Below are 23,385 nucleotides of genomic sequence, written 5' to 3' on the forward strand. Positions count from 1 at the left end.
GGACCCGCCAGATCCCGCTATGGGTTTTATTCAAACGTCCCAGAGACGGAGACAACTGCAGCGAAGCCTGTGCCAACGCTGTAGGTCGGCTGAGACGCGGAGAGTGTCTTTCCATAGACGCCGCGTGTTGTTGTGGCGTTGCCGGAGAAGCCGTTAACCTGTGCCAGATAGTGATTGTCCCCGACATTCATGAGGCTCAGCATGGCCTTCGGGCGAACCCGACCGATTTTCGGAAGATAGCGACCCAGCGAAATATCGGATGTGATGTAGGACGGAATGGACTGGTCATTCATCAGTGTGGCGTACTGGGAGTCCGTGTAGCGCAGGTTGAAGTTCGCGAAGTTGGTGCCGTCGTCATAGGTCAGGCCCAGAGCGCCGGTGAACTTCGGGGACGCGACTTCCTGCTTCCCCTTCGTGCGCAGATAGTCACCCTGATAGGCGATGTTGTTGCCAACACGCGTATGCATGAACTGGCCGGACGCATAGGCGCTGATATGGTGCCAGGGGCGCGTTGAAATTTCAGCCTGCACGCCCTGTGCGCTTTCGCCACCCGCATCGATCGGCTGGCTGATCATGATGGTGGAGTTGGGAAGATACGAGACGCTGGTGATCTGGTGATGCGTCAGGTTGTAATTGAACAGCGCCACGTTGAACATGATATCGCCCGAATGGCGGTATCCGATTTCCTCGCCGATCATGTATTCCGGCTGGAAATTTGTCAGCGGAAGTGAAGCTCTATTTGCGCTTGTGAAGCTGTAAACCGGGACCTGTGCCTGGAAAGAAGACGGTGCGCGATAACCGGTCGTGCCGTTCACGTAGATCTGGTTTTTCTGATCAAACTGGTAGCTGATCAGGACCTGCGGGATGGGAACAAACATGTTCTCCACGGATTTAAAATTGGCTCCTGGCAGATCCTGACTGAAGCTGCGGGAGATCATGTTGGCACGCAGGCCCGCGTCGATGGTAAGGCGGTCATGGAAGAGCTTGACCTGATCTTCCAGACCGATGGCGTTCAGCTGCTGAAAGCCATTGATGTTGTACTGGCTGACGGACACGTTGTTGAAGGCCGTCAGGTACCCGTTATTCTCGGTGTACTGGCCGGATGCATTGACCGGATAATGGTTCTGGTACTCGGTATGGACTGCATAAGAATACCAGTAGGAGAGTTTCAGCGTATTGAAACCACGATGCCAGGCACCAACAAGGTTGATGCCGCTGGACGTCTGGACCCATGGGTGAATACTGATGGCTGTGACATTTCCGGTCTGGCCTTCATATCCGTTCAAGGATGAATATTGCTGGGTGCCGACATAGCCGTTGGACGCTGGAATATTGACGCCGTAGTTGTTGGGGCCGAACGTCTCGATGGCATAGGGTTCAGCGTCAAGCGTCAGGCCATGTCCGAAATCGAAATGGTTTTTAAGCGCACCGACTACGGCATTCGTCGCCTTGGTGTTGAGCTTGTAATAGAGCGTGTCACCCTTCGTGTAGGTCCCGTGCGTGTTGTAGCCGGTGCCGTAAGTGTTCCACTGCGCAAGCGTCGGGTAGAGCCACTCGGTCTGGTTGGCTTTGTTATATCCGAAAATCAGCTCGGAGCTGCTTTTGGGGGCCCATCGCTTTTCGATGGCGGCATCCACATGCCAGCGATCCATCCGTCCCGGGCCACGCCAGAGATTGGCGCTGGAATAAGAGCCGGATGCAAAAGCCCGGATGCCACTATGGCCGATTTCACCTATATCGAACCGGACGAATTCCTTGTTCGTGCTGTGTGTGCCGCCGGAGGCTTCGGCATAGGCTGTCATCTTGTCTGCGGGGTGTCGCAGGGACAGTGTCATCTGTGCGCCGTCAGCGTTGTAAACGGGTGCCGTGAGGTCTGACGAGCCCTGACTGACGGAGACGGACCCCAGGTTCTCGTTATCGACCATAGCGGACGTATAGGCGCCGTAAGTGAACGGGTCGGCGAGGGGAATGCCTTCATACACCATGCCGATCTGCGTCTGATCCAGGCCACGGATATGGATGGTTTCTGCGGTCGTGCTGAGCGGCCCTTCATTGGTGGCCTGTACGCCGGGAAGGCTGGAGGCCAGAACGCCGGGCGTAACGGTTGGGGCCTGTTTGGAAATATAGTCCTGCGTGACGGTGCTGATGGTTTTGGCTTCCGTATGATGCACCATCATGCCGCCGCCCAGTGCCCGGCGGCTGGCGCGAATGCTCATGCTCTCGGCTGAGTGGCCTTCCAGATCGTGTGGAACTTTTGGTGCGGATTTTGGAGCCGGAGCGACAGGCGTCTGTTTTGTCTGGGTTTTTCCGGTGTGATGGACGCGGGCTTGTGCCGGACCGGTGCTGCAGATCAATGCTGGAACGAGTGCGGAGGCGCAGAGCAGATAAAAAGAACGTCTCTTGTAGGAAGGCATTGTTATTCCATCACACGGCACGTTTGGCCTGAGGCCACCTCCCGGAAGGAGGCATGGGTGGAACTACGGGCGCTTCCAGATCATTTCAAAGGATGTTTTTATGAACATGAAATGAAATAAATAAGTCATCATCATAAAACGTTCAAAACATTACGGTTGTCATATGTCTTGTAGTGATCTGTCATCCCGTCGCTTCTGAGAAATGGATGACATCACATGAACCGCTTCACGTATGGACTGGTCTTTTCTTTCTTTGGTCTTGCATCATCGGCCTTGGCGCAGGAAATCCCCAAGGATTTACATCTGAATCAGGTTCAGATCATTGGAACCCATAATAGTTACAGAACGGATCTTTCCCCCGCGACGCTGAAATGGCTTCAGGCGGTTTCCCCAAAAGCCGCAGAAGCGTTGGACTACAAGCACACGACACTGGACCGGCAGCTCGATGGTGGCGTTCGCCAGCTCGAAATTGACATTTATGCCGATACTCAGGGCGGTCAGTATAGTCATCCAAAGGGGCCGGAGTGGGAGCGTAAAAGCGGCATTACCCCCGATGCTGATCCGGCATCTGCTGCAGCCATGCAGGGTACCGATTTCAAGGTCATGCATATTGTGGACATTGACCAGCACTCGAACTGCGAACCTTTCAGCAAATGCCTTCAGATCATCCGGACGTGGTCAGATGAGCATCCGGGGCATTTCCCGGTGTTCATTGATGTCGAAACAAAACAGGACATCCCATTCAAAAGCGACAAGATGACATTCACGGTTCCCGAGACGTTTACGCCTGTAACCTATGATCGTCTCGACAAGGAAATCACGGATGTTATTGGCCGTGATCATCTCCTGATTCCTGACGATGTTCGGGGGACGTCAGCCTCGGTCAATGAAGCGATCCGAACGAAAGGCTGGCCGACACTGGCGTCTGCGCGTGGCAAGATCATCTTCGTGCTGGATCGCCCTCAGGATACCGCCCGTTATGTATTGGGCCATCCGGGTCTGAAGGGGCGCGTTCTGTTTACCAATGGCCGACCGGGTGATCCGGATGCGGCTTATACGGAGGTCAATGAAGGTTTCGCCGGTCAGAAAGGCGCGTCTTTTGATAATGCTGAGGCTGCCCGAACAATCCCGGAACTGGTTCGGCAGGGTTATCTCGTTCGGACGCGGGCGGATGCCAACACGATTGAGGCGCGACAGAATGACCTGAGCCGCCGAGACGTATCTTTTAAGAGTGGCGCGCAGATCATCAGCACTGATTATCCGGCTCTCGAGCCCGCGCCTTGGCATGACTACAAGGTTCAGTTTGCCAATCAGGCGGTGGCCCGATGCAATCCGGTTAATGCTCCCAAGGACTGCCGGGATGGCGCGTTGATCAAGGACTGAGACCTTCAGGCTGTTGGGTCATGAAGGGCGAGCTAGTGCTCGCCCTTTTTCTTGGATCAAAGCGTGGCGTCGAACACGACGTGTTCTGCCGTTTCGTCGCCGCTTTTCATGCAATACGCCGCGAACATTGCAATCACGACGAAGCATCCCATCGGAACAATGTATGCAAGCTGCATGTTTCCGCCCGTTGCGTCCGAGATGTAGCCTTGCAGAAGCGGGAGAATGCCACCGCCGCTGATGCTCATCACCAGAATGGACCCGCCATATGCGCGGTCATGGCCAAGTTCATCGACGGTCAGGCCATAGATGGTTGGCCAGCAGGGGCCGAGCAGCCCACTGACGAGGATGGCCGCGTACACAGCCGTGAAGTCATGCACCATCACCGCATAGCCTAGCGCCACGATGCAGAGCAGGCTGTAAACGAACAGAACCCGTGCCGGGCGTGCGTGTCGCATGAAGAAGTTGGCTACCAGCTTGCCGACAAAGAACGCACAGAATGAGGCGATCAGGTATACGGAGGCTTGTCGTTCATTGATGTGCCCCAGTCGCATGGAAAGCCGGATGATGAAGCTCCAGACGCCGACCTGCGCACCTACATACAGAAACTGTGTCAGGATACCGAGGACAAAGCGCTTGTTGGCGAACAGCCGTTTGAGGGCGCCGGCCGTATCCAGTTCGTGGCTACGCTGCTGATCGCGTCCTTTGCAGGCCGGATAACGCGTGACGCCAATGGCGATCATGACCACCAGCAGAACGCCGAGAATATAGACATATGGCTCAAGAGTTGCGTGGATCATGCCGAGCTGATGCTGCCAGGCCTGAGCGGCGGGCATGGCGGAAAGCTGCTCGCGTGACAGGTCACCATCCTTGAAAATCAGGTAGGCCCCCATGCTGGAGCCAAGAATGGCGCCAATTGGCTGAAATGCACTGGCAAAGTTCAGACGGTGCGTTCCGCGTCCCGGAGGGCCGAGCAGGGTGCAATAGGTATCGGCCGCAGTTTCGATGAAGACCAATCCTGCCGCGACGACAAAGAGCGCGACGAAGAAGATCTGGTATGTCGCGAAATGGGCAGCCGGGAAGAAGAGGCAGCAGCCGATCAGATACAAGAGCAGCCCGAGTTGGATCGACCATTTGTAGCTGAAGCGCTTGATGATCATGCCTGCTGGAATGCCCAGCACGAAATAGCTGATGTAGAATGAGAACTGCACGAGCGCGGACTGAAAATCCGACAGCATGAAGGCTTTGCGGAACTGCCCGATCAGCACATCATTGAGGCTCATCGCACAGCCCCAGAGGGAGAACAGGCAACACAGGAGGCCAAAAGCCAGAAGGGGTGTGCGGTTCAGATAAAAGCCGTCCGGGAGTTGGACGACAGGATCGGACTTGGCCACGGATTGCCTCACAGAAGTTTATTGAGCGCTAAAGTTTGGGATAAGGATGTATCTGCGTAAGAGATGCATATGATTGGTTTGTTGTTATATTAAGCGGATATATCACACATAAAATGTTTTAAAAGCGATAATGCTCATTCGCTTTGCTATGCCGTCTCGAACATGGATCACATTCGATGGAGGTCAGTTGGGCTTGGGGGAACGGGAACGCGCCATAAGCCCAGTCAAAGATCATTTTGCCCTTATTCTTAATTTGAGAGGCTTGTCCTCGCGTGATGCGTGAGTTTCATGCCGTGACAGGGTTAGCGCTCCTCAACCATATGCAATGACCGGCCTTTTCAGCATTGCCGGGGGTAGGTGCGGCGTGAAGAAGATGTCGTCTGTCGCGTGAATAAAGCGGGTTCCCGTATAGACTTTGGCTTTCAGGGGTTCCGCCCGTGTTGGGATAACGGTAAGTCCCGACAATCCCTTGTTTCCCGCTTTTCAGTTCCTCTGAGGACCCATGATTCGTCTCGACAACATCAGCAAGCATAACGGCCAGCGCGTCATTTTTATTGAGGCCTCGGCCGCTCTTCTGAAGGGCGAGAAGGTGGGCCTTGTCGGTCCAAACGGTGCGGGAAAATCCACGCTGTTCCGCATGATCACAAAGCAGGAAGAGCCGGATGAAGGGAATGTCCTGACGGATCGTGGCGTCACCATAGGCTTCTTCAGCCAGGATGTTGGTGAAATGTCCGGCCATAGTGCTGTGGCGGAAGTCATGAACGGGGCAGGTGCCGTTTCGGAAGTGGCTGCCGAGTTGGCCGAGTTGGAAGCTGCCATGGCCGACCCAGAGCGGATGGATGAGCTGGACAGCATCATTGAGCGCTTTGGCGAAGTGCAGAGCCGCTTTGAGGATCTTGGTGGCTATGCGCTGGATGGCAAGGCGCGTGAGGTTCTTCATGGTCTCGGGTTCAGCCAGGAAATGATGGACGGAGATGTTAGTCTTCTGTCTGGCGGCTGGAAGATGCGCGTGGCGCTGGGCCGCATTCTTCTGATGAAACCTGATGTCATGCTGCTCGATGAGCCGAGCAACCATCTTGATCTGGAAAGTCTGATCTGGCTTGAGCAGTTTCTTGCTGGTTACGATGGCGCATTGCTCATGACGTCCCATGACCGTGCCTTCATGAACCGTATTATCAACAAAGTGATCGAAATTGATGGCGGTAACCTGACGACGTTCTCTGGAAACTACGAATTCTATGAAGAACAACGGGCCCTGAACGAAAAGCACCAGCAGGCACAGTTTGAGCGTCAGCAGGCCATGCTGGCCAAGGAAATCAACTTCATCGAGCGCTTCAAGGCCCGGGCGTCTCATGCCGCGCAGGTTCAGAGCCGTGTGAAGAAGCTGGACAAGATTGATCGTGTGGAGCCGCCGAAGCGTCGTCAGGCCATGAGCTTCGAATTCGCCCCCGCTCCGCGTTCGGGCGATGTGGTCGTGAATATTCAGGGCGTGGACAAGCGGTATGGCAGCCGCACAATTTATGATGGATTGGATCTGATGATCCGTCGGCGTGAGCGCTGCTGCATCATGGGTGTGAACGGTGCCGGCAAGTCCACATTGCTAAAACTTGTGACGGGAACAACGGAGCCTGATTCCGGAACCGTGACCGTCGGCAGTAATGTAAAGATCGGGTATTTTGCCCAGCACGCCATGGACCTTCTTGATGGCGACCGAACAGTCTTTGAAATGCTGGAATATACGTTCCCGCAGGCCAATCAGGGCGCTCTACGCTCGCTCGCTGGTGGTTTCGGATTTTCGGGTGACGAAGTGGAAAAGAGTTGCCGGGTTCTATCTGGTGGCGAAAAGGCCCGTCTTGTTATGGCTCTGATGCTCTTTGATCCACCGAACTTTCTCGTACTCGATGAGCCAACCAACCATTTGGACATGGCCACGAAGGAAATGCTGATCACGGCCCTCGCAGACTATGACGGAACCATGCTGTTCGTTTCCCATGATCGTCACTTCCTGGCAGCCCTGTCTAATCGCGTTCTGGAAGTCACGCCGGAAGGTGTGCATCAATATGGTGGTGGATATACGGAATACGTGGCGCGTACGGGGCAAGAAGCGCCGGGTCTGCATTAAGCGGGTTGGGACGTCAGGAGGTTTTCCTCAGGCGTCGCCTCTGGCTGGATTTTGCAATCCCCATGCCTTCCCGATATTTTGCCACTGTCCGGCGCTGGATGGCGAACCCTTCTTTTTGAAGTTGGGTCGTCAGGGCATCATCTGACAGGATGCCATCGCCTTCTGAAGCGATCAGCGTTTTGATGCGGTGCTGAATGGCACTGGCACTCTGTGTGGAGCCATCGCTGGCCTGAAGAGCCGTAGAGAAAAACATACGAAGCGGAAGAATGCCGCGGGGTGTATCTATGTACTTCCCGTTCACAACCCGGCTGACCGTGCTTTCATGCACATCTGCGCCTGTGGCGAGGTCGCGCATGGTGAGGGGGCGGAGAGCAGAGAGGCCCTCTTCAAAGAACGTCGCCTGCTGACGGACAATTTCTGCTCCGATCTTCAGAATAGTCTGTCGACGCATTTCCAGCGCGCGGATGACAGCATTGGCCTCGCTTGCATAAGCAAGTAGCTGTCGCCCGGCGTCTGTTGAACTGTCGAGCGCGCTTTGCATTTCCAGATCCACGTGACAGTGGGGCAGCAGACGATGATTGAATGTCAGGCGGAATCCAGGACCATTTTTGCGGAGGATCAGGTCTGGCTGAATGGGGGAGACTGGCTGGCGCGGATCAAAGCCCGGTCTGGGATTAAGAGCCTGAATTTCTGTCAGCATATCGAGCAGGTCGTCCTGTTCGAGCTGACATTTCTGGCGGAGCAGCCGCCAGTCCCTTCGGGATAAAAGATCGAGATTAGCCAGAAGAATTTGCATGGCAGGATCTAGCCGATTTTTCTGTTCCAGCTGGACCGCCAGACACTCTTCCAAGGAGCGTGTAAAAAGACCAGCAGGCTCCAGTCGCATCAGAACTTGGCGGATAGTTTCAAGAGCAGCGGGCTCGACACCAAGTTCGACCGCAAGGCCTGAAACTGCTTCCGGCAATCGTCCGGCCTCATCGAGGCAAGCCAGAAGATAAAGAGCGGCGGCACAGTCCTGCTGAACGGGAAACTGGAGGTGGATCTGGGCAATCAGATCATCATGAAGTGTGAGGCCGGGGGCTGCAGTCTCTGGTCGTTCCGAACCCGAAGTAAAGCGTTCCGGGTCATCGTCGTGCAATTCAGATGCAGGATCCGCGGGCTCTGTGTTGGGAGCCGTGTCGGTGGATTCCAGAATCAGAAGGGGGTTCAGTTCCGCAATCTGCTGAAGTGATTGCGTCAGTTCCTGATGGCCCAGTTGCAGCATCGCAATCGCCTGACGCAACTGCGGCGTCATGACGAGCGACTGCGACTGACGCTGTATCAGACTGGGACTGAGCATCCCGTCAGATTAGAGCGAGAAGTTCTCTCCAAGATAGACCCGGCGCACATCTTCGTTGGCGACGATGGCCTCCGGTGTCCCTTCCATCAGAACCTGACCACCATGCATGATGTAGGCGCGGTCAATGACCTCGAGCGTTTCGCGGACGTTATGGTCCGTAATCAGCACGCCGATGCCACGATCCTTGAGGTGAGACACAAGATCGCGAATTTCGCCCACGGCAATCGGATCGATACCGGCCAGAGGCTCATCCAGCAGGATATAGTTCGGCTGGCTGGCCAGGGCGCGGGCAATTTCCAGACGACGGCGCTCACCGCCGGACAGGGCCAGGGACGGCGAGTGGCGCAGATGCGTAATGCCGAACTCCGCGAGAAGGCCGTTCAGCATGGTTTCGCGTTTTTCCGGATCGGATTCAATCACTTCCAGCGCAGCCATGATGTTCTGTTCGACATTCAGGCCGCGGAAAATGCTGGCTTCCTGTGGCAGATAACCAACGCCCAGACGCGCCCGTCGATACATCGGCAACTGGGTGATGTCTGCGCCATCCAGCGTAATGGTGCCTGTGTCTGGCTGGACCAGCCCTACGATCATGTAGAAGCTTGTCGTCTTGCCTGCGCCGTTCGGTCCGAGGAGGCCAACGGCCTCACCGCGTTGAACCTGAATGGACACGTTCTTGACGACAGCCCGCTTTTTGTAGGTCTTGCCGATCCCGCTGGCGACCAGACCGGTCTGGAGCACGGGAAATGAGGGGGATGTGTCTGTCACTTTGGTGCCTGGCTGCTGTTGGCTTCGTTTGGAACGACTAGTCCCTGAATAGGAGAGTCAGATCCTGGCAGCATCGTGGCAATGCCGGTCTTCATGTTGACGATAGCCTGAGACCCGTTGTTCTGGTTCTGGCCCTGCGTCACATGCACGTGGCCGATCAGGCGGGCGATCTGGCTGGCAAAGACATAGACGCCTCTGTCCCCGGTTGCTGTCTGGGTAGGGGTGCGCAGCACGACATGGCCCCAGCCATAAGCACGATCCAATTTGGAAGAGCCGCCACCGAGAGGGCTGCCGTCGCTTTTCGCCGGCTGGGCCTGTCCTGCTGGTGCAGGGGAGTCCGGTGCACTGAAGGAGACCAGCACGTCAGCCTTGATCTGGCGCCCGTCATTGGTGGTGACAGTTGCGTTTCCACGGCCGACCGACATGCGGGTCTTGGAATGATATTCCATGACGTCACGTGCAGTGAGCACATCCTGCGGCGTCGTAAGCTTGAGGTTCTTGCCGGTCATGACCATGACGGCCTGATCCATGTCATACAGGGCACGGTCGCCCCAGCCCTGGTCCGTCTGGTTATAGATATGGACGTGACCGCGAGCTTCGATGCGGTACAGCTCGAGGGAGCCACCCATCGGGTCGGCTTCACCCGTCTGCCCATTTGCGGCCGGCGGCGGTGTGGCTGGTTGCCCCTGTGGAGCCGCTTTCTTGCGCAGATAGCCAATCAGCGTATCGGCATCGACCGTTACATCCCCCCGTACGGCACGGGCACCGCCGGTCAAGGTAACTGTCTGGACGTTCCGGTCGTAGATTTCCTCGTTTTTCCAGAACAGCTTAACGGCCTCGCCGTGAGACATATCCAGCCCATCCGCATAAGCGGCAGGTGTGGCGGTGGTAGCGAGGAGAAGTCCTGCAACGGGAAGCAGTCTGGCGATGCGGCTCATCATTTCTCTGTCTTGGCTCCTTCCTGGCGGAGGCGGGCCGCCATGGAAGGGGGGCCGTTATCGTCGTTGCGGACCGTCAGACCCGGCCCTGTAAACTGCATGATACCTGCATGCTGGTCCAGGAAATAGCCCTGCGCGTCCTGCTTGCCAAATGGGCCTTCGGCGTGGACCCAGTCGCGGGATGCAATAACGTCCTGCTTCAGGTCCATATCGGCGGAAGGGCCGTTCATGAGCGTCCCGTCATCGCGGTAAAGCACCACGTTGTCGTCCAGATTCAAGGTCTGCTCGTGCTGCATGTAGACGCCACGATCCGCCTTGATGTGCGCCCAGGAATTGCCTGCCAGCTCGATATCCGCCACCGGATCAACCAGATCTACACGGTCCGGGCCTTCCTGATGCGTAACGCGTGCCGTGATCATGTACAGGTGGTTATGGGCGTCCAGACCGCGATAGACGGCATTTTCCATATTGCCGCTCTCAACGCGCAGGCGGGCCATTTCTTTCAGAGCGGCACGGTTCTGATTGACGAGATGAGAGATCTCGGGCCATGCCGCAATTGAACTCAGCAGAACAAGTGCAAGCCCCGGGAGTGCCCATTTGGCGAACCCCAGAAGAGAGCGGCGGCGGGCCAGCTCTTCCGGATTTGGGGCGGTCCGTACCTTTTGGAATGCTGCACGGCGCAGGGCGTCAAGCTTGGCGAGGCTTTCGCTCCGGTTTCCTGAAAAGTCGTCCCGTTTGGGGCGTTTGTCATCCTTGGGCGAGTCGGTCATGCTAGGCCCGCCCTCAGGAGATCGTGCAGGTGAATGATGCCCTGTGGGCGTCCGTCCTCGCCAACGACGAAAAGACTCGTGATCGGTTTGGAGCGTGCATTCATGAGAAGAAGGACGTCCTGTGCCAGGGTCGAGGGGGCTGTCGTGGTCGGAGAGAGATTCATGACCTCTTCCGCCGTGGTCGTGTCAAGATCGCTGTGGAGGGCCCGCCGAAGATCCGCATCCGTGATGAGGCCGCACAGCGCGCCATTCTCGTCCGTCACGCCCATGCAGCCAAAAGCTTTGTGCGTCATTTCCAGAATGACCGAACGAAGCGAGAGAGATTTTTCCCCGAGTGGAAGGGCCTCTCCGGTGTGCATCAGCTCCCGCACCGGGCGCAAACGCGCGCCCAGGCGACCGCCTGGGTGAAACACGCTGAAATCGTTGGCTGTGAAGCCGCGTTTTTCCAGAAGGGCGATGGCCAGCGCATCTCCAAGGGCAAGCTGAAGAAGCGTGCTCGTAGTGGGAGCCAATCCCATGGGGCAGGCTTCTCTGGCGGGAGGGAGAACCAGAGCAATCTTGGCAGCGCGGGCCAGAGCCGAGGTCTCGACGGATGTTATGGCAATCACATCCAGCTGTCTGTGCGACGCATACGACAGAATTGCGGCAAGTTCTGTGGTTTCGCCGGAATTCGAGAGAGCAAGAATGACATCCCCTGCCGCCACCATGCCCAGATCACCATGCGCGGCTTCTGCGGGGTGCACGAAAAGAGACGGAGTTCCGGTAGAGGCAAGGGTGGCTTGAATCTTGCGACCAATATGACCCGACTTCCCGATCCCCGTGACAATCAGCCGGCCAGAACAGAGAAGGATCCGCTCAATGGCGTGGCTGAAAGCTTGGCCCAGAGAGCCGCCGAGGGCGCTTTCGAGCGCTTCAAGCCCCTGTCGCTCGACAGCAAGAGTGTGCAGGGCCGAGGGAAGGGGCGAGGTAGCCGGGTTTATCATGTCGGGGCGCAGTGTAGGCGATTACGCGCGGTGTGCGAAGATGTCGGGCTCGTCGTAGCCCAGAAGATCCAGACGGGTGCGCGCTGAAAGGAAGTCAAAGCAGGCCTGAGCCAGCTCCCGGCGCTCTTCCCGGATCAGCATGGCTTCAAGCTTGTCCCACAGGGCATGGAGATAGAGCACGTCAGATGCAGCATAGCGCTTCTGATCGTCCGTCAGGGTTTCAGCGCCCCAGTCCGAGCTCTGCTGGTGCTTGCTGATCTCGACGCCAAGCAGGTCGCGGCACAGATAGGCCAAGCCATGACGGTCCGTGAACGTATAGACTAGGCGGGCAGCGATCTTGGTGCAGATGACAGAAGAAATCGTGATGTCGAAGGCTTTCTGGAGCACGGCCACGTCAAAGCGGGCGAAGTGCATCAGCTTGGTAATCGAGTCATCCGAAAGGAAGGCTTTGAGATTAGGGCAATCGTAGCCACGGCCGCCCATGGAGACAGGCTTGATCTGCACGAGATGTGCTTCACCGTCACCGGCGGAAAGCTGCACAAGGCAGAGGCGGTCTCTGTGGGGATTGAGACCCATGGTCTCGGTATCTATGGCGACAACAGGGCCAATATCAAAATCTTCCGGCAGGTCGCCGTCATGAAGATGGATGGCGTTCTGCTGGCTCATTTTGTTGTCACCGAATTTTTATGAACTCAGAGGGGAAGGTTCTTATGAACCTGACCGTCCGTGGTGCCCAGAAGAAGACTCGAACTTCCACGTCCTTTCGGACACAGGTACCTGAAACCTGCGCGTCTACCAATTCCGCCATCTGGGCTCAGAAAGCACCGGTTTTTTTCAGTTTCCTGAGGCATCCCGGGTTGGTGAAGAGGCGTTTACATTGACTGAATGAGAGCGTCAACAGTTGGAATGAAAGAAAACAGGGAAATGGAAAAACTTTTTTCGGGTGCCGGGCAGCAGAAGGTCGCTGTCATTGGTGGTGGTGGTTTTATCGGGCGCAGCCTGGTGAGAAAGCTGGTTGCTACAGGGCATGTCGTTCGTGTGGGGAGTCAGAATCCCGAAAAAATTCAGGGGCTTGGAAAAGCGCGTGGAACAGGGCGCGTCGAGTTCCTGAAAACGTCGGTCAATGATGCAGCGCAGCTTAATCGTCTGTTTGATGGTGTAGATGCCGTCGTCAATCTTGTCTCTGTCATGACGCCAGATGTGCAGACTCTGCATCGCATTAATGTCGAGGGTGCTCGGCTCGCAGCTGTGCGGGCTCATCTGGCAGGTGTGAAACACTACGTTCATATGTCTGCCATTGGTGCTTCTTTGACGTCTCCAGGGGCGTATGGCCGGAGTAAAGCGGCTGCAGAACGTGTCGTACGGGACGTTTTTCCTGATGCGCGTCTGCTTCGCCCGTCTGTAGTGTTCGGGACGGACGACAGTTTCTTTAATCTGTTCGCCTTGATCGCAGCGCTATCGCCTGTTTTGCCGGTTTTTGCTGGCCGCACATATTATCAGCCGGTATTTGTGGAAGATGTTGCAGAAGCAGCGCTACGACTTCTGCAACCGGAGAATGCAGGTCTAACGGTTGAGGCCGGTGGTCCCGATATCCTGAGTATGCGTGAGCTTATGGCGTTCGTACTCGAAGCGTCGGGTCGTAAAAGAATTCTGCTCCCGATCCCGCAAGTGATAGCCCGCCTTGAAGCGACTGTTCTGGAGAAGTTGCCCGGCCATCTGCTGACGCGAGACCAGGTGGCCATGATGTCTGTCGATAATGTCGTGCAGCCGGGAGCTGAGACCTTGCAGGCACTCGGAATCCATCCTGCATCACTGGGAATGGTGGTTCCGGGGTATCTGAACGGAAGCATCTGTAAGCTTTATCGCCAGCTAAAGCCTGATTGATCCGTATCGGACCTATAAAATGTGACACTGACGCAGGAAAAGTGACGTTATGAGGTCGGTTTTTTTATATTGGTAAGTATTGCTGACTATTATCGCGCAAACTGACGGAATAGCTGGTATTCCACAAATTTCGTACGCTTTGGCGTGCGTTCTGTTTTTAGGAGACACGGCGCATGGCCGAACGGATGTTGCAGTTCGTCAATCACCCACAGATCCTTCCGGAGAAGCGTGACGCTGCTGAGCGTCGTGCAGACTTTGGAGAGATTTACCGTGGGTTTGCGATGAGCCGCGCTGAAGAGCAGGCCTCTCGCTGCTCTCAGTGTGGAATTCCGTTCTGCTCCGTGCATTGTCCTCTGGGTAACAACATTCCGGACTGGCTGAAGCTGACGGCAGAAGACCGTTTGCAGGAAGCCTACGAGATGTCTTCGGCTACCAATACCTTCCCGGAGATCTGCGGTCGCATCTGCCCGCAGGATCGCCTGTGTGAAGGCAACTGCGTGATCCAGAAGGGGTTCGAGAGCGTCACGATCGGTGCTGTCGAACGCTTTATTACGGAAAATGCTTTTGAGCAGGGCTGGGTGCAACCGCGCCTGCCGGATCGTGAACTCAAAGTCAGTGTTGGCGTCGTGGGTTCCGGCCCTGCCGGTCTGGCCTGTGCGGAGCGTCTGCGGGCACGCGGGTATGAGGTTCATGTTTATGAACGTCAGGACCGTGTGGGTGGTCTGCTGACTTACGGTATTCCGAGCTTCAAGCTGGAAAAGCATGTCGTGGCCCGTCGTCACAAGCTGCTGGAAGAGCAGGGCATCATCTTCCACCTTTCCACCCCAATCGGTGCGGGTGAGGGGGAAACCTCACTGGATGATCTGCGGACGCGTCATAACGCGGTGTTCCTTGGGACGGGCGTCTACCGTTCGCGCTCCGTAGATGTTCCGGGTGCAAACCTGAACGGCGTTGTGGATGCAATTGACTTCCTGACGGCCTCGAACCGTCGTGGATATGACGAAGACCCCGGTGAAGATGCAGCACTTCATGCCAAGGGCCGTCGTGTTGTTGTCATCGGTGGTGGCGATACGGCCATGGACTGCGTTCGGACGTCTATCCGTCAGGGCGCCGAGAAGGTTACCTGCGTTTATCGCCGTGACCGTGCGAACATGCCGGGCTCCCGTCAGGAAGTTTACAACGCCGAGGAAGAAGGCGCGAACTTCGAGTGGCTGGCAGCACCGGAAGAGTTTCTGGGCGAGAGCACGGTTGAAGGTGTGAAGGTGCTGAAAATGCGTCTTGGTGCACCGGATGCTACGGGCCGCCGCTCTATCGAAGGCACGGGCCAGCATTCCATTATTGAAGGCGACCTTGTGATCCGCGCGCTGGGTTTCGATCCGGAAGACCTGCCGGGCCAGTGGCAGCAGCCGGAGCTTGCCGTGACGCGCTGGGGCACGCTGACGGTTCCGCCGGGCGGTTTCCAGACGAGCCTGCCGGGCGTGTTCGCTGGTGGCGACATTGTCCGTGGTGCGAGCCTCGTTGTCTGGGCCATCAAGGACGGCCGTGATGCGGCTGATGCAATTCACCTTTCTCTGACCGAGACCCTGGCGCTGGAGGCCGCGGAATGACACAGAACACCGATTTCATCCGCGAATACACTGAGAACGTCGAACGCCTGAAGGGTCTGTATGACCCGACGCAGGAGCGAGATTCCTGTGGTGTGGGCCTTGTGGCTGCTCTGGATGGCAAGCCGTCCCGCGCTGTTGTGAAGGCCGGGATCGAGGCGCTGGGCAACATCTGGCATCGTGGTGCTGTCGATGCTGATGGCAAGACGGGCGATGGTGCGGGTATCCATGTCGAAATCCCGCAGGATTTCTTCGCGGAAGCCATTCATAACAGCTCCAGCGATGACACGATCGACGGTCGCATTGCCGTCGGTATGGTGTTCTTGCCGAAGACGGATCTGGCGTCGCAGGAAGCCGGTCGTCAGATTATTGAAACCGAGGTTCTGAACTTCGGTTACGGAATCTACGGCTGGCGTCAGGTGCCGATCGATACGGCCTGCATTGGCGAGAAAGCCAACCAGACGCGCCCCGAAATCGAACAGATCATGATCCGCAATACGCTGGCTCGCTCGGAAGACGAGTTCGAGCGTGATCTGTATGTGCTGCGTCGTCGCATCGAGAAGCAGGCGACCCGTCAGCAGGTGGATCTGTATATCTGCTCGCTGTCCTGCCGCTCTGTCATCTACAAGGGCATGTTCCTTGCCGAGAACCTGACGGACTTCTTTCCGGATCTTCTGGACGAGCGTTTCGTCTCGCGGTTCGCGATCTACCATCAGCGTTACTCGACCAATACGTTCCCGACCTGGAAGCTGGCCCAGCCGTTCCGCAAGGTGGCGCATAACGGTGAGATCAACACGATCTCCGGCAACACCAACTGGATGCGGTCGCACGAAACGCGCCTGTCACACGCGGCACTCGATCCTTACATGGAGGATCTGAAGCCGGTCGTGCAGGCTGCGGGTTCGGATACGGCGGCGCTGGATAACGTCTTCGAACTCATGACCTTCGGTGGCCGCAGCGCGCCGATGGCCAAGATGATGCTCATTCCAGCATCCAGCGGTGCGAACTCCGCGATTTCTCCGGCAGCCCGGGCCATGTTCCGCTACTGTAATGCGGTTATCGAACCGTGGGACGGCCCGGCTGCGGTCTGTGCAACGGATGGCCGCTGGGTCATCGCCGGGCTGGATCGTGCGGGTCTGCGTCCGCTGCGGTATTCCATCACGAATGACAACCTGCTGATCGTGGGTTCGGAAGCGGGCATGGTTCGCGTGCCGGAAGCGCGTATTCAGCGTCGTGGGCGCCTTGGCCCGGGGCAGACGTTGGCGCTCGACCTTAAGGAAGGTCGCCTCTATCAGCCGGATGAACTGCTTGAAATGCTGGCCTCCCGTCAGGATTTCCAGTCTTGGGTCAAGCGCATCCGCAATATTGAGCCGATCGTGCGGGATGTGGTCGAGCCGGAAGGTATGGCTGCGGACGTGCTGCGTCGCCAGCAGATGGCCGTCAGCCTGACGCATGAAGAGCTGGAAACCATCCTTCACCCGATGGTCGAGACGGCTGCCGAAGCCCTGGGCTCCATGGGTGACGACACGCCGCTTCAGGTTCTGTCCAAGATCTATCGTGGCCTGTCGCATTACTTCCGCCAGGGCTTTAGCCAGGTTACGAACCCGCCGATCGACTCCCTGCGTGAAACGCGGGTGATGAGCCTGATCACGCGTTTGGGTAATCTCGGGAACATCCTCGACGAGCGTCCGGAACAGTGCGATCTGCTTCAGCTTCCCAGCCCGGTTCTGACGGTTGGTGAGTTTGATGAACTGCGGAAAGTCTGCGGTGAGAACGCAGCCTCGATCGACTGTACTTTCCCGGTTGAGGACGGCGAGGAAGGGCTGCGTGCGGCCATCGCGTCGATCCGCGTTCAGGCGGAAGATCATGTCCGTGGCGGTTGCACCCATCTGTTCCTGACGGATGAGAATACCGGGCCGGATCGTGTGGCCGTGCCGATGATCCTTGCGACGGCTGCCGTGCATGTTCACCTTGTGCGTCATTCCCTGCGTACGTTCACGTCCCTGAACGTGCGGACGTCCAGTGCTATCGACGTTCACGCCATTGCCGTGACGATCGGTGTTGGTGCGACGACGGTGAACCCGGCGCTGGCCCAGCACAGCATCGCGGACCGTTTGCGTCGTGGCCTGTTCGGCCAGATGACAATGCGTGAGGCGATGGAGCGTTACCGCAAGGCAGTGGACAAGGGTCTGCTCAAGATCATGTCCAAGTTCGGTATTTCCATCATCTCGGCTTACCGCGGTGGTTACAACTTTGAAGCCATTGGTCTGTCCCGTGCGCTGGTGGCCGAGTTTTTCCCGGGGATGCCGTCTCGTATTTCCGGCATTGGTCTGCCGGGTATCGCCCGCAACATCCTGAAGGCTCATGCGGCTGCGTGGGACCAGAAGGTTGAAGCCCTTCCGGTCGGTGGTCGCTACAAGCTGCGCCGTCAGGGTGAGACGCATGCGTTCTCCGGCCAGCTTGTGCACATGCTGCAAAGCGCTGTTTCGGCCAACAGCTACACGCTGTATCGCCGTTACGCGGACGCCGTGCGTCAGATGCCGCCGGTCGCCCTGCGTGACCTGCTGGACTTCAAGGCACCTCATGCACCGATCCCGGTGGACGAGGTTGAAAGCATCACGCAGATCCGTCGTCGTCTTGTCGCGCCGGGCATCTCGCTGGGTGCTCTGAGCCCCGAAGCGCATGAGACACTGGCGATTGCCATGAACCGGATTGGCGCGAAGTCTGACTCCGGTGAGGGTGGCGAGGACGCCGAGCGTTCCAAGCCGCGCCCGAACGGGGACAATGCGTCTTCCGCGATCAAGCAGGTGGCGTCTGGCCGGTTCGGTGTGACCGCGCAGTATCTGAATGATTGCCGCGAAATCGAAATCAAGATGGCCCAGGGCGCGAAGCCGGGCGAGGGTGGACAGCTTCCGGGCTTCAAGGTCACGGAGCTGATTGGCCGCCTGCGTCATGCGACGCCGGGTGTGACGCTGATCTCCCCGCCGCCGCACCACGACATCTATTCGATCGAGGATCTGGCCCAGCTCATTTATGATCTGAAGCAGGTCAACCCGACGGCAACCGTTACCGTGAAGCTGGTTGCCCGAACGGGTATCGGCACGATTGCGGCCGGTGTGGCGAAGGCGAAGGCTGATGCCATCCTGATCTCTGGTCACTCCGGTGGTACGGGTGCCAGCCCGCAGTCTTCGATCCATTACGCGGGTCTGCCGTGGGAAATGGGCCTGTCCGAAGCGCATCAGGTTCTGATGCTCAACCGTCTGCGCCATCGTTTGGTGCTGCGGACGGATGGCGGCATCAAGACGGGCCGTGACGTTGTCATGGCGGCGATGCTGGGTGCGGAAGAGTTCGGTATTGGTACGGCCGCGCTGGTGGCCATGGGCTGCATCATGGTGCGTCAGTGCCATTCCAACACCTGCCCGGTTGGCGTCTGCGTTCAGGATGAAAAGCTGCGTGCGAAGTTCGAGGGCTCACCGGAGAAGGTCATCAATCTTTTCACGCTGATTGCTGAAGACATCCGCCATATCCTTGCCGATCTGGGCGTTCGCTCCCTGAAGGACGTCATTGGACGGACGGATATGCTCCGTCAGGTGTCTCGCGGCGCGGATTATCTGGACGATCTGGATCTGAACTCCCTGCTGGTGCAGGCCGATCCGGGTGAACATGCCCGTTATTGCACCCGCGAAGGTCGTAACGAGGTTCCGGAAACGCTGGACGCACAGATCGTGGCGGACGCGATCCCGCTGTTCGAACGTCGTGAGAAGCTGCATCTGCACTACAACGTGCAGAACACGCATCGCGCGATCGGGACGTGTATTTCCGGCATGATCACCCGTCAGTTCGGGATGCACGAACTGCCGGAAGGCCAGCTCACGCTGTCGCTTCGTGGGTCGGCTGGTCAGTCCCTAGGTGCGTTCGCGGTGCAGGGTCTGAAGATGATCGTGGAAGGGGATTCCAACGATTACGTCGGTAAGGGGCTTTCGGGTGCGACGATCGTTGTGCGTCAGTCTCCGTCGTCCCAGTGGCGTTCGGAAGAGAACGCGATCATTGGCAACACGGTTCTGTACGGTGCAACGAGTGGCAAGCTCTTTGCGGCGGGTCAGGCTGGTGAGCGTTTCGCGGTTCGTAATTCCGGGGCGACGGCTGTAGTTGAAGGCTGTGGCTCGAACGGTTGCGAGTACATGACCGGCGGCAAGGTCGTGATCCTCGGTGAAACGGGCGATAACTTCGGTGCCGGCTTCACGGGCGGCATGGCCTATGTGCTTGATCCGAAGAATCGCTTTGAATCCCGCATCAATCCGGACACGGTGATGTGGAACCGCGTGCAGCCGGGTAGCCGTTGGGATGTGGAACTGCGCACGCTGGTCGAGCAGCATGTGGAAGAAACGGGCAGCACTTACGCCGCGGACCTGCTGCATTGCTGGGAGCATACGCTGGAGCAGTTCTGGCACATCGTTCCCCGCGAATATGCCAAGGTCATTGGCTATGTGCAGGAAGATCTGTCCAAGCTTTCAGCCTGATTGCTTCGATCGATTAAAGTCTGAAAGCCCCGCATCAGGTTTCTGGTGCGGGGTTTTCTTTTACCTTCTGCGGGGTCAGTTCCTAAGCTTTCGAGCTAATGCAGCAAGGGCAACGATCTGGCCGGCAATGAACTTGCAGGTAGGTTCGTCAGTCAGTTTCAGCGTTTCCGGATCTACTTTCCCTGCGACCATGCCAATCATGACCTCTGGGCGGTTAAGAACAATGGCGTCCAGAAACACCATATTCTGTCGGAGGTTGTATTGCGCTCTGGCCCCTCCGATCATGCCGGGGGACGCCGTCTGGATGGCGACAGGTTTTCCACTAAAAGGTTGAGGCGCTACGCGGGAGAGCCAGTCGATGGCGTTCTTCAGTACGCCGGGAATGGAATAATTATATTCCGGGGTCACGATAATGACGCCGTCTGCAGCCTGGATCTGTTCCGCCATGGCCAGAACGGGGGGACGGAAAGCCTGCGTCCTGAAGATCCGCGTTGTAATGGGGAAAGTATCCGATTGATCCGAGCGGAGTAATGGAAACCCCTTCGGGCGCAAGTTCGGGCAAGGCGCGCGCAACCGACGCGTTAGAGGAGGCTTTGCGGAGGCTTCCGAGCAGGGTGAAGAAATGCAGAGGCGTGTCGTTGGGCATGGATTGGTCTCCGTCGAAGAGCCGGGTTTTTGTGTCATGATCCAACAGGGAACGGGTCATGACACAAAGTAAGAGTCAGGCTGCGTTTTTCAGCATTCCATGAGGATCGAGAACGAACTTGCGCGGAGCGCCGTTATCGAAATCATGGTAGCCGCGTGGTGCGTCTTCCAGTGAAATCACGGTGGCGTTGACGATATCTGCGATGGGCAGGCGTCCATGCAAAATGGCCTGCATCAGTTGTCGGTTATATCTCAGAACGGGTGTTTGCCCGGTGTGGAACGACTGGCTTTTGGCCCAGCCCTGACCCAGCCGGAGTGTCAGGTTGCCTTTCTGCGCCGCAGCTTCATGGGCGCCCGGATCTTCCGTTACGTACAGGCCCGGAATACCGATGGCACCGGCTGGACGGGTGACTTCCATAGCCTGGTTGAGGATGACGGCTGGCTGTTCCTTTCCGTCATACCCCTTGGCTTCGAAACCGACGGCATCAATGAAGCTGTCAACCTCCGGTGTCCCGATGACCTGTTCGATGAGGTCTCCGAGCCGGTCATGGTTCTGGAGGTTGATAGGTTCAAACCCGACCGCTTTCGCGTGGGCGAGGCGTTCAGGATTGAAGTCGCCGATCATGACAACGGCAGCGCCTAGAATGCGTGCCGATGCTGCTGCGGCCATACCGACTGGCCCGGCGCCCGCAATGTAGACCGTTGAGCCCACACCGACTTTGGCATTGATGGCGCCATGAAAGCCGGTGGGGAGAATATCGGTCAGCATTGTGAGGTCTCTGATGCGCTCAAGTGCCTGAGCCTTGTCAGGGAAGCGCAGCAGATTGAAATCGGCATAAGGAACCATGACGTAGCGGGCCTGTCCGCCGATCCATCCGCCCATATCCACATAGCCATAGGCGCCACCCGCGCGGCTTGCATTGACTGTCAGGCATACGCCCGTGTGTTGTTCCCGGCAGCATCTGCATCGCCCACAGGCGACGTTAAAGGGAACGGAGACCAGATCGCCCTTGTGAACCATCTCGACATCCGATCCGGTTTCGATGACTTCGCCGGTAATTTCGTGACCGAGCACCAGCCCGGATGGCGCTGTCGTGCGCCCTCGGACCATATGCTGGTCGGAGCCGCAGATATTGGTGGAGATGACCTTGAGAATGACGCCGTGGTCAATCTTCCGGCCATCGGGTGTTTCCATTCTGGGGTCGTCGATCCGCTGGACTTCAACATGACTGGGGCCAAGATAAACGACCCTTCTGTTTTCGTCAGACATGGCTTCTCTCCGGGTTCGGGCAGCGGCCATCCCTTGCGGCCGGGGTCGCCCGGCACGACGAAATGTTGTCGTACAGAGACCTCAACGTTCGCCGCGCACTCTGGAACCGTGACATAGGGCTACAGACGCGCCTCTCGCTCGAACGTGATGGAAATTTCTATCCTTTGCCTAAGGCTACCTTCTGAGCCGGATGATTTGTGAATTAAGAGGTGACCAACTTTTCAAGCCAGACTTGAAGCCGCCCATGGAAGCCCACTACCCTGTGAGCCATCTATAGGCACGGCTGTGCCAACTGAACGAGCGACAGAGGGGTTCATGGAAAATCACGTCAATACATTGTGGGGACAGTTTTATGGCTGGCTTCCCACTCTTCTGAGTTACGTCGGGCAGCTTGTTCTGGCGATTATCGTGCTGTTGGTGGGTTGGTCCATCATCAACATGATCACGCGCGGCATGGGCCGCATGATGGCTGCAAGCAACATTGAGCCGACCCTCAGGGGCTTTCTGCTCAGTGTCGTCGGGCTGCTGCTGAAGGCGCTTCTGCTGATCAGCGTTGCTTCGATGGTTGGCATTGCAACGACGTCTTTCGTCGCGGTTCTGGGCGCGGCTGGCCTGGCTGTTGGCATGGCGCTTCAGGGCAGTCTTGCCAACTTTGCGGGTGGCGTGCTGATCCTACTGTTCCGTCCGTTCAAGGTCGGTGATTCCATTACCGCAGCGGGTAATACCGGAACGGTTGTTTCGATCGAGATGTTCCGCACCGTCCTGCAGGATGCCAGCAATGACATCGTCTATGTGCCGAACGGGACGCTCTCGAACAATGTTGTCATCAACAGCTCGCAGTCAGAGCGACTTCTGGCGTCGGTCAGTCTGCTGATTGATTACAACGACGATATCGACAAGGCTCGTGCACTGCTTCTGGGGCTGTTTGAAAATGACGCTCTGGTTCTCAAGACGCCCGCGCCATCCGTTTCGTTTCTGCCCCGTCCGGCCAATGTCGCCGTGACGCTGAGCTTCTGGTGTGCACCGGGGAACGTAACGCCGCTGGTTGCCAAGTATTCTGAAGCATCCATTCAGGCGCTGAAGAAAGAAGGCTTCCGTCTGGGTGTTACGGCCCGCACTGCTGCTTGAACCTTTTCGAGGCCTGTCCGGGATTATGCTGGGTAGGCCGCATTATAATCTTTGGAGCGTGTTCCATTAGGAACGCAGCGCCGTTGTTCTCCTCAGAAATACTCACTCGGTTTGAAACGGCGATTTCTTAAATTGGTGGTGGACCCGACGTACTGGCTGTTTAGTCCCGTGGTTTGATGGGTTGGATTGATGATGAATCTTTCTGGCTCTGAAGTCCATATTTTGCAGA

15 protein-coding genes, 1 tRNA gene and 1 pseudogene are annotated in these 23,385 nt (G+C 57.3%); 6 read left to right on the top strand and 11 right to left on the bottom strand.

The window, feature by feature from the left end; genetic code table 11:
* Positions 1–26: 26 nt before the first annotated feature.
* Positions 27–2,414 (bottom strand): TonB-dependent receptor, encoded by a 2,388-nt coding sequence (locus HK24_RS10850; RefSeq protein WP_086634473.1) that lies wholly within the window; start codon positions 2,412–2,414, stop codon positions 27–29.
* Positions 2,415–2,630: 216 nt separating this feature from the next.
* Between HK24_RS10850 and HK24_RS10855 the strand changes: the two genes are divergently transcribed.
* Positions 2,631–3,797: a phosphatidylinositol-specific phospholipase C1-like protein gene (locus HK24_RS10855; RefSeq protein ID WP_086634474.1), complete on the top strand. Its 1,167-nt coding sequence runs from the start codon at positions 2,631–2,633 to the stop codon at positions 3,795–3,797.
* A gap of 56 nt (positions 3,798–3,853) precedes the next feature.
* Here the strand turns inward: HK24_RS10855 and fucP are convergent, their stop codons facing one another.
* A complete protein-coding gene (gene fucP, locus HK24_RS10860; RefSeq protein WP_086634475.1) occupies positions 3,854–5,188 on the bottom strand; it encodes an L-fucose:H+ symporter permease in 1,335 nt (444 codons plus the stop codon).
* Positions 5,189–5,690: 502 nt separating this feature from the next.
* On the opposite strand from fucP, the gene HK24_RS10865 reads away from it, so the two are divergent.
* On the top strand, positions 5,691–7,310 hold the full coding sequence (locus tag HK24_RS10865; protein ID WP_046899760.1) for an ABC-F family ATP-binding cassette domain-containing protein: 1,620 nt from the start codon (positions 5,691–5,693) through the stop codon (positions 7,308–7,310).
* 13 nt (positions 7,311–7,323) lie between these two features.
* On the opposite strand, the gene rpoN is transcribed toward HK24_RS10865, so the two are convergent.
* The 7 genes from rpoN to HK24_RS10900 form a co-directional block, all read right to left on the bottom strand.
* The gene (gene rpoN, locus HK24_RS10870; protein ID WP_086634476.1) at positions 7,324–8,649 is read right to left on the bottom strand and encodes an RNA polymerase factor sigma-54; all 1,326 of its coding nucleotides are present in this window, start codon (positions 8,647–8,649) and stop codon (positions 7,324–7,326) included.
* A 9-nt stretch (positions 8,650–8,658) separates the two neighbouring features.
* Complete coding sequence (lptB, locus tag HK24_RS10875) at positions 8,659–9,414, bottom strand: LPS export ABC transporter ATP-binding protein (RefSeq protein ID WP_046899759.1); 756 nt, start codon at positions 9,412–9,414, stop codon at positions 8,659–8,661.
* Positions 9,411–10,355, bottom strand: a complete 945-nt coding sequence (locus tag HK24_RS10880; RefSeq protein ID WP_086634477.1) for an LptA/OstA family protein — start codon at positions 10,353–10,355, stop codon at positions 9,411–9,413. The genes lptB and HK24_RS10880 overlap by 4 nt, the downstream gene beginning before the upstream one ends.
* On the bottom strand, positions 10,352–11,122 hold the full coding sequence (lptC, locus tag HK24_RS10885; RefSeq protein WP_086634478.1) for an LPS export ABC transporter periplasmic protein LptC: 771 nt from the start codon (positions 11,120–11,122) through the stop codon (positions 10,352–10,354). The genes HK24_RS10880 and lptC overlap by 4 nt, the downstream gene beginning before the upstream one ends.
* Positions 11,119–12,105, bottom strand: a complete 987-nt coding sequence (locus HK24_RS10890) for an SIS domain-containing protein (RefSeq protein WP_086634479.1) — start codon at positions 12,103–12,105, stop codon at positions 11,119–11,121. Before HK24_RS10890 ends, lptC begins: the two co-directional genes overlap by 4 nt.
* Positions 12,106–12,126: 21 nt before the next feature.
* Positions 12,127–12,771 carry a ribonuclease D gene (locus tag HK24_RS10895; RefSeq protein WP_086634480.1) on the bottom strand — a complete coding sequence of 215 codons (645 nt, stop codon included), beginning with the start codon at positions 12,769–12,771 and terminating at the stop codon, positions 12,127–12,129.
* 61 nt (positions 12,772–12,832) lie between these two features.
* A tRNA-Leu gene (locus tag HK24_RS10900) sits at positions 12,833–12,919 on the bottom strand.
* 110 nt (positions 12,920–13,029) lie between these two features.
* Here HK24_RS10900 and HK24_RS10905 point away from each other — a divergent pair.
* The 3 genes from HK24_RS10905 to gltB all read left to right on the top strand — a co-directional run bounded on the left by HK24_RS10905 (position 13,030) and on the right by gltB (position 20,113).
* Complete coding sequence (locus HK24_RS10905) at positions 13,030–13,989, top strand: complex I NDUFA9 subunit family protein (RefSeq protein WP_233126238.1); 960 nt, start codon at positions 13,030–13,032, stop codon at positions 13,987–13,989.
* Between the two features lie 173 nt (positions 13,990–14,162).
* The gene (locus HK24_RS10910) at positions 14,163–15,596 is read left to right on the top strand and encodes an NAD(P)-dependent oxidoreductase (RefSeq protein WP_086634481.1); all 1,434 of its coding nucleotides are present in this window, start codon (positions 14,163–14,165) and stop codon (positions 15,594–15,596) included.
* Positions 15,593–20,113 (top strand): glutamate synthase large subunit, encoded by a 4,521-nt coding sequence (gene gltB / locus HK24_RS10915; RefSeq protein WP_086634482.1) that lies wholly within the window; start codon positions 15,593–15,595, stop codon positions 20,111–20,113. The genes HK24_RS10910 and gltB overlap by 4 nt, the downstream gene beginning before the upstream one ends.
* A gap of 75 nt (positions 20,114–20,188) precedes the next feature.
* Here gltB and HK24_RS10920 read toward each other — a convergent pair.
* A pseudogene (locus tag HK24_RS10920) lies at positions 20,189–20,759 on the bottom strand (NADPH-dependent FMN reductase).
* Between the two features lie 75 nt (positions 20,760–20,834).
* Positions 20,835–22,028, bottom strand: coding sequence for a formaldehyde dehydrogenase, glutathione-independent (fdhA, locus tag HK24_RS10925; protein WP_086634500.1), 1,194 nt, complete (start codon positions 22,026–22,028; stop codon positions 20,835–20,837).
* Between the two features lie 315 nt (positions 22,029–22,343).
* On the opposite strand from fdhA, the gene HK24_RS10930 reads away from it, so the two are divergent.
* Positions 22,344–23,156 (top strand): mechanosensitive ion channel family protein, encoded by an 813-nt coding sequence (locus tag HK24_RS10930; protein WP_086634483.1) that lies wholly within the window; start codon positions 22,344–22,346, stop codon positions 23,154–23,156.
* Positions 23,157–23,385 lie beyond the last annotated feature (229 nt).

It is taken from the genome of Gluconobacter sp. DsW_058 (genome assembly GCF_002153615.1).
Lineage (GTDB): Bacteria > Pseudomonadota > Alphaproteobacteria > Acetobacterales > Acetobacteraceae > Gluconobacter > Gluconobacter cerinus.